Annotated in this window: 8 protein-coding genes; 6 read left to right on the forward strand and 2 right to left on the reverse strand. The window is 34.4% G+C overall.

Annotation, left to right across the window (positions count from 1 at the left end):
- Positions 1-1,736: asparagine synthase (glutamine-hydrolyzing) (gene asnB, locus ACW2QF_RS06030; protein WP_455715091.1), on the reverse strand; the 1,736-nt coding region annotated here is incomplete at its 3' end.
- 170 nt (positions 1,737-1,906) lie between these two features.
- Entirely contained in the window at positions 1,907-2,089 is a 183-nt protein-coding gene (locus tag ACW2QF_RS06035; protein WP_455715092.1) for a hypothetical protein, read from the reverse strand.
- Positions 2,090-2,387: 298 nt separating this feature from the next.
- Here ACW2QF_RS06035 and ACW2QF_RS06040 point away from each other — a divergent pair, with 298 nt between their 5' ends.
- The 6 genes from ACW2QF_RS06040 to ACW2QF_RS06065 form a co-directional block, all read left to right on the forward strand.
- A complete protein-coding gene (locus ACW2QF_RS06040; protein WP_455715093.1) occupies positions 2,388-3,275 on the forward strand; it encodes a DUF2156 domain-containing protein in 888 nt (295 codons plus the stop codon).
- Between the two features lie 457 nt (positions 3,276-3,732).
- Entirely contained in the window at positions 3,733-4,596 is an 864-nt protein-coding gene (locus tag ACW2QF_RS06045) for a GNAT family N-acetyltransferase (RefSeq protein WP_455715094.1), read from the forward strand.
- Between the two features lie 395 nt (positions 4,597-4,991).
- Positions 4,992-6,446: a spore germination protein gene (locus tag ACW2QF_RS06050; protein ID WP_455715095.1), complete on the forward strand. Its 1,455-nt coding sequence runs from the start codon at positions 4,992-4,994 to the stop codon at positions 6,444-6,446.
- A gap of 9 nt (positions 6,447-6,455) precedes the next feature.
- Positions 6,456-7,553: a Ger(x)C family spore germination protein gene (locus ACW2QF_RS06055; RefSeq protein ID WP_455715096.1), complete on the forward strand. Its 1,098-nt coding sequence runs from the start codon at positions 6,456-6,458 to the stop codon at positions 7,551-7,553.
- 3 nt (positions 7,554-7,556) lie between these two features.
- Positions 7,557-7,769 carry a hypothetical protein gene (locus ACW2QF_RS06060; protein WP_455715097.1) on the forward strand — a complete coding sequence of 71 codons (213 nt, stop codon included), beginning with the start codon at positions 7,557-7,559 and terminating at the stop codon, positions 7,767-7,769.
- Positions 7,766-8,051, forward strand: a 286-nt coding sequence (locus tag ACW2QF_RS06065) for a hypothetical protein (protein ID WP_455715098.1), incomplete at its 3' end; no start/stop codon positions are given. The genes ACW2QF_RS06060 and ACW2QF_RS06065, both read left to right, overlap by 4 nt.

Raw genomic sequence — 8,051 nt, forward strand, 5'->3', positions numbered from 1 at the left:
CTGTTTAAGAATTGATAGACTTTTTTCTTATCAATAAAAGTTAATATAGGAGAAGATGGATTCTCAATTATATCAATAAATCTTTTCTGTAATAATTGTTCGTAAGCTGGATCGTAAGTCTTTGGATATGGACTCTTTTTACGGAATAAGATTTCATCAGGTAATAATCCTCTTGCGGATTCGCGAAGAAGATGTTTTACCATATTATCCTTATATTTAATAGACCAAGGAACATTCCATACATATTCAATAATTCTATGATCAGCGAAAGGAACACGAGCTTCAAGACCAGAATACATGCTTGTGCGGTCCATACGATCTAGTAATGTTTGCATGAACCACCTAAGATTCAGATAAGAGATTTCACGTCTTCTAGCTTCTGTCTTAGAATCTTCAGAAAGTCTTGGTGTCTCTGCAATGGAAGCTTCGTAAGTTTTATTAATATAGTCTTCCATACGTAGCTCAGCAAGGAAAGAATCAGATAAGAATGATTTTCTTGCATTAATATCCATCGACCATGGAAATGTGTTGGCATTAAAACATTCTTCTTTATGAAACCATGGATATCCGCCAAAGATTTCATCCGCACATTCACCAGTTAATGTTACCTTATTAAATTGTTTTACCTGACGGCAAAAATGCAACATAGAAGAATCCACATCTGCCATTGCAGGGAGGTCTCTTGCATCAACAGATTCATAAAGACAATCTGCCATTGTATAGTTATCACATTCTAGATAAGTATGTTTACTATCTAGAAATTCTACCATCTTAGTGGCATATGGTTTGTCACTAGAAGGTTGAAACGGATTGGATTTAAAGTATTTATCATTGTTAACAAAGTCAAAAGAATAAGTCTGAAGTTGCTTCCCTTGTTTTTTCAATTCATAAGCGCAAACTGCTGATACAAGGCTACTATCAATGCCACCAGACAAGAAGGTGCAGATTGGTACATCAGAAACCATTTGACGCGAAATGGAGTCAGTTACTAGGAATCGTGTCTTCTCTATGGTTTCCTCATAAGAATCAGTATGAGGTTTACTAATTAACTTCCAATAACAATGAAGTTTCATAAAGCCATCTTTATGCATTAGATAATGCCCTGGAAGTATTTCGTATATATCTTTGAATATACCGCAACCGCTGGTTCTTGCTGGTCCAATGCTGAATATTTCGTTAAGTCCATTTTTGTCTACACGAGGTTGATACTCTGGATATGCAAAAATTGCTTTTAACTCAGAACCAAATAATAATGTGTTATTAAAGAGGGTATAGAAGAGTGGTTTAATACCGTTACGATCTCTATATAATGAGATTTCTTGATCCTTTTCATTAACGAATGCATAGGCAAAGATACCATTTAATTTCTCTACAAAAGAGGTACCGTATTCAATATGACCAATAAGAATAACCTCAGTATCAGAGGTGGTTTTGAATTTCCAACCTTTTGCGATTAAGTCATTCCTAAGTTCGGCAGTGTTATATAATTCCCCGTTGTAGCAAATAGCATATGTGTACCCACCTACACTACGATACATAGGTTGCTTACCATTAGCAAGGTCAATGATTGAGAGTCTTGCATGTGCTAAACCGAAATGTCTTGACAGATAATGACCATTTTCGTCTGGACCTCTATGGTATAATGTGTCAGACATGTTTTCTAGTATGCTAACATAGTTACTTTGACTGCAGGTATAATCAGCATCAAAGTTGCTAAAGCCTGCTATTCCACACATTATTGATTACCTCCTAAATATTAATATAAGCTATTATATGAAAAAAAAGAAAAATTGATTGTTAATATCTACTCAGAGCAAAACTTCTTAATATTATTAAGTGATTATGAAAAAGACTGTCTCTGAACAACCAGTATCTTTGATTATTCATGAGACAGTCTTTTTGTTATTTAGCTGTATACACTAATAGAATTTAAATTAGAAACAACGTCTACGTCTACTGCTGCAGCTAGAACGTCTAGAAGAACTGCTGCAACTAGAACTTCTAGAAGAACTGCTACAACTAGAGCTAGAGCCCCTATTACTTCTACAGCGAGAGCGACATCCACAGCTACGACGGTTGCTAGAGCCACAGCGACAACGATTGTTACGGCGACAACGGTTTCTACAACCACAACCAAATAGTCCACAACACATACTTTTCATTCCTTTGAGAGTGTTTACAATATAATATATGATTGGAAGTAAAAAAAGTGTCATTATTAATAGAATAAAGTTGACAAAATGTTGTAATTACACGTATACTATACATTGATGACTATCAATGTATTAGGACAAGAAGTCCGAATAGATATGGTAAAACAATCATAGAATGATTCAATGGTAGTTGGGAATTATAAAGAAAAGATAGAACTAAAGAAGGAGTTAGTCATGATCACATTTAAAGAAGTTGAGTTAAGTGATAGAGATTGGATAAATCACAGATTGAAACAAGCACAATATAAAAGCTGTGATTTTTCTTTTGTTAATAATTTTATTTGGCGATATTCCAATCATATAGAGTTTGCTGATGTTAATGGATTCTACTGTTTAAAAAGTGGGGTAGGTGAAGAACAATACTATACCTATCCTGTTGGAGAAGGCGATATTAAGCCTGTAATTGAGGCTTTAATGGAAGATGCGAAGGAGAGAAATATACCATTTCGTTTGAGAGGTATAGTGGAAAACGAAGTATCTAAAGTTGAAGAAGCATTCCCTGGACTTTTTAATATAGAATCTTCAAGAGATGAAAGCGATTATTTATATAAAACAGAGCGTTTGACTACATTAGCGGGTAAGAAACTTCACGGTAAGAGAAATCATATAGCCCGTTTTAAAGATAATCCTGATTGGCAATATGAAGATATCACGAGAGAGAATATAGAAGAATGCAAGGAGATGAATGCCAAATGGTGCTCCTTATATGACTGTGATGAAGATGAGAGTCTTCAACTAGAGGCTTGCGCGGTCGCTCTTGCGTTCAAAAACTTTTTTGAATTGAATTTAATTGGTGGGCTAATTCGTAGAGATGGCGAAGTTATTGCTTATACTATTGGTGAACCATTAACAGATGATACCTTTGTGGTTCACATTGAAAAAGCATTTCCTAATATTCAAGGTGCGTACCCAATGATTAATCAACAGTTCGTTATTCATAACTGTCAGGATTTTGAATATGTAAATCGTGAAGAAGATATGGGAGAAGAGGGATTGCGTAAAGCAAAGCTATCTTATTATCCAGATCTATTAATTGATAAGTACACTGCTGTACTAAAATAGAAGCAAAGTTTTTACAAAACATGATTCCTAACGAAGAGTTTTGTAAAAACTTTTTTTGTATGTAATGAGGCAAAACTCTGGATACTGTTTATGGCTTCTTAGCTGACGTACTATGACACGAAACACGCTTCACATCTAAGTACTTCTAAGTGTGTACGGGATAGGTGTTCAAAGTGGTACGGAACCGCCTTCGATTCGGCATCCTACCTCAGCGAAGGCTTGCTCGGCTTCCTTGCCTCGCATTCCTAAGGTGTAGAGTACACACTAAGAAGTACTATAGATGTTTCACTATCGTTTCTTTGTTATAGTACGTCAGCTAAGAAGCAGATTTACTTTATTAAGAGTTTTGCGCTTACTTTATCGATAGACAAGAAAATGCTAAAGTGTTAATGAATATTCTTTATTACTAAAGAGTTTTGTAAATGGATAGAATGATTGTAAAAGGAGAGGAAACTACATGATAAAATTTGCTGATTATACAATGATTGAACAACTAAAGAAGATTTGGAAGGAATGTTTTCATGATGAGGATTCCTATATTGATTTTTTCTTTCGGGAGTTTTTTAATGAAAAAACTACATTAGTTTATATGTTAGATGGTATACCAGTGTCTATGCTTACATTAATGCCAGCTAAGTTGCATGAAAAAGCAGGGATAAGAAAGGTTTATTATATTTATGCAGTAGCAACTTTACCAGAAGCACAGGGGAAAGGTTACAGCTCAAAACTACTTAATTATGCAAATGAGATAACGAAGGATTCAACTTTCTTACAACCAGCCACAAGAGAGCTTAAAAACTTTTATGAAAGGAATGGTTATTCAGAAGCTATTGTAAGAAGGACAAGTACTCTTAACTTAGAACAACTAAGAGTGGAAGAAGAGCAGATGGTTAAGGCGGCTACGATTCCATTAGAAGGAAAAGAATTTTCTATTAGAGAATTAAGTGAAAAAGATAGTGCACTATATAAGAAGATTCGTGACAAACAATTATCCGATGTTGGTTATATCGAATGGGAAGAGGCAGTACTTGCTTTTGCGATGAAAGAAAATACCTTTACAGGTGGGAAAACATTACTTGTTGATGATTCGTATGTGGTAATGGTGCGTGAATATGAAGGTGTTCTACATATTAGAGAGCATACTTTACCAAGAAATATGATTATAAGTTTTACAAGACAGTTATTGGTGGATAGTAATATACAGGAATGTTCCATTCACTTAAATCAATTTGACAACTTACAGGCAGATGAAAGCCAATTAATCATGTCACGTTTTCCAGTAGAGAAAGGAAAAGGATATTTTAGTTTAGCATTTGAATAAAATTTCATACTTTCTGGAAGAATGTATATATAGTCTAGGTAATTGCGAACTCTTCTTTATGCACTGCAAAGAGTTTCTCTATTGTCTAGTATGATTTAGGTGCCAAAAGCCATCCCAAAAACTTTCCTTCGTCAATTTGCACATTCATAGACTTGACTAATGTTATGCATAACATAGTTTGATGAGCAACTGTATGAAGTCGTTGGTACTTAGGCTCTGTATTTTAGAGCCTTACGTACCACTACGAACTTCATCCAAGCGAGAGCGGGTTGCGAATAAACTATGATTTGCATAACATCTCAATCTGTAAATTGTGCAAATTGACGAATCAAAATATAAAGCGAGCTTTTGATGCCTGAATCATAGTATATAATCATTCGAAAGGAAGAAAGCCTTTGCAACAGTTAATTGAATCGAAATATTTAAAAGATTTGTTTGCTAAAAGTGGAGATGTATTAGTTCGTGAATTAAAGACAGCTGTATATAAAGTACAGGTTCATATCTTTTGTGTAGATGGTCTAGTAAATGATACAATTTTTGATCAGGCGATACTACGACCTTTTGCAAACAACATAGCAATAAGAGAATGTAAGAATCAACAAGAGTTATTTGATGCGATGTTTTCTGGTATGGCATATCACGATTTCGCTTCGGAAGTTACCGATATGGATAAATTAATCCAAGGTGTTATGAGCGGAATGGCAGGTGTTATATTTGATGATTTGCATAAAGCAATTCTTTTTGATGCAAGGGGATTTGATAAAAGATCGATTTCAGAGCCAGCCGATGAAGGTGTAGTGAAGGGTGCGAAGGATTGTTTCATTGAAGTACTTCGTACGAATACAGCTATGATAAGAAGAAGAATTCGATCTAGATATCTTGTAATTGAACAAATGACGGTTGGTCGTGTAAATCGTGCAGATATTGCCATTGCTTATATAAGCAATATAGCTGATATGGATAATGTAGAACGATTAAAGAATTTGCTTTCAAAGATTGACATTGATAATACGCCTACACCCGCATTTATTGAAGAATTCATATCTAGTAATCGAAATAGTATTTTCCCACAAGTTATGTATACCCAAAGACCAGATCGTTGTTCCTCGAACTTAACAGATGGTCGTATTGCACTTATAGTTGATGGCATGCCATTTGTCTATATATTACCATGCCAATTTCCAATATTAATGCAATCACCAGAAGATTATGCAGAGAATTGCGTTGTTGGTAGTTGTTTACGAACAATAAGATATCTGGCTTTAATATTAACAATTGTCTTACCTGGTTTATATATTGCAATAACCACCTTTCAACATCAGATGATTCCCATAGAATTGGCACTTTCCATACAGAATGCAAAGACGAATGTACCATTTTCTTCAGCCGTTGAAGTATTTGGTTTGCTAATATCCTTTGAGATTATCATTGAAGCGGGTTTGCGATTGCCTAAAACAGTAGGGCAAGCTATGTCTATCGTAGGAGGCTTGGTAGTAGGGCAAGCAGCAGTAGAAGCAAACTTAATATCACCTGCTGTTGTCATAGTAGTAGCTTTCACAGGAATAGCGGGATTTACATTACCAAATCAGGATCTTGCTAATGCTGTTCGTGTTATTCGACTTGGCATTGCAATCTTATCTACATTTACCGGATTTTTGGGATTAATGGTAGGGGTAACATTATTAATTACTCATCTTTGCAGTTTAGATAATTATGGAGTGGCATATTTATCACCTTTTGTTGATGTAGAGCATAAGTCACATAAAGATACACTATTTCGTTATCCAGTTCGTTTCTTCAAATTTCGCCCAGAAGGGATAGCAAAGAAAAATCATAGAAAGCAAAAGTAGGAGGTACCTATGAAGAAGTTTTTATTAGGAATAGGCCTGCTATTATTTTGCTTTACAATGGAAGGCTGTTCAAAAGATTTTAACAAAAAAGAAATAAATGAGATTGATATGATCAGGGTTCTTGGTATTGATTACATTGATAATCAATATAGTATTACTGCACTATATGGTATCGGTGGCCCTGATACCGTTAATGGAGATGTTGAGACGATTGAAGCAAAAGGGGATACCCTTTTTGAAGCATTTGAGAATCTAAAAAAAGAGAATAAGAAAGATATTTCTTTTTCATATACTAGCTTCTATCTAATTGGTCAGGGGCTTGCAAAGCATGGAATAGAGGACACAGTTCGTTACCTAATTAAAGATGAGACAGTCAAAAGTAATGCTTTAATGTATATCGTTAAAGAAGTAGATGCAGCCACAATAATTAAAGATGCTAAAGAAGAGAACATCATGCTTCATGATGATTTGAAAGCAATGGTTCAAAAACGATTAGATTCTGTAACAAAAAATGAGAATACAATTTTGTGGATTTATGAAGATATCGAGAATAATAAATCAAGTACAGTGATACCGTTTTTTGATTATCAAGATAAGAAGTTAGGTATGAGTGGTTATGCAGCTTTTACGGACTATAAGTTAGTTGCTTATCTGGACGAGGACACATCCTTAGGAATTGATTTACTGAATGGTATAGTTAAGAGCAGTCCAATATATTTGCCAGATGGATATGGATTGATTATTAATAATGTAAAAACTGTTTTAACACCATCACTACAATCTAGCAATATTCATGTTACGGTTCATATGAAATTTGATAGTGTATTACGTAGTATTCCTAATCCAGAGCAAGTAATTGACAATAAGATTAGGATTAAGATTAAGGATGAACAAACGAGGTATATACTTGAATTGCTTGAAAAAACCATAGCTGCTTCGCAAACTATTGGAGTTGATACGTTTCGTCTTAGTGATGTTCTAGAAGATTATAGCACCATATGGAATGCTCTACGTAATCACCAAGATGATTTTCTTGAGTTCACAAAATTTGATTACACAATTGAATCGAGGATAACCAAGTCCAATGTATTAGAAGGGTGGAGGTAGAGGATGTTATATATTTTCGTTATTATTATTATTGCTACTTTAATTTGGAAAGGAAAAGAACTTGTGAATAATAAGATGAAGTTATACTTATTCTTATTTTTCAGTTTAGTAGCAATTTCTCTAGGCATCTATTATACAGGTGACCCTTATGGTAATAGTGTCATGGAATCTTATACATTATCTTACAGGATAATGGAAGGTAGGTCTTGTCTATGAAAAAAGTTATCACATTCAGGCAGTTATTTTATATGTTTTTAGCGATTTCAATAACACCAATATTAACGATATTACCAGCAGAATTAGCTATAGGGAATAGTAGTAGTGCGTGTATTAGTGTATTATTTTCTCTAGTAGCGTTAATACCACTTGCAGTATTGATAGCGATTTTTATGCAAGCTTATCCGCACCATAATTTTTATGAAATTCTTATAGAATTATTTGGATGTGTCATTGCAAAAGTAATCATTGCTTTCTATGGTATATGGGCATTCGTTGTAT

It is taken from the genome of Anaerosporobacter sp. (genome assembly GCF_965301125.1).

Coding starts and splice junctions, on each gene's coding strand:
- ACW2QF_RS06060 (WP_455715097.1), top strand. CDS start 7,557: ATGTTATATATTTTCGTTATTATTATTATTGCTACTTTAATTTGGAAA.
- ACW2QF_RS06045 (WP_455715094.1), top strand. CDS start 3,733: ATGATAAAATTTGCTGATTATACAATGATTGAACAACTAAAGAAGATT.
- ACW2QF_RS06040 (WP_455715093.1), top strand. CDS start 2,388: ATGATCACATTTAAAGAAGTTGAGTTAAGTGATAGAGATTGGATAAAT.
- ACW2QF_RS06055 (WP_455715096.1), top strand. CDS start 6,456: ATGAAGAAGTTTTTATTAGGAATAGGCCTGCTATTATTTTGCTTTACA.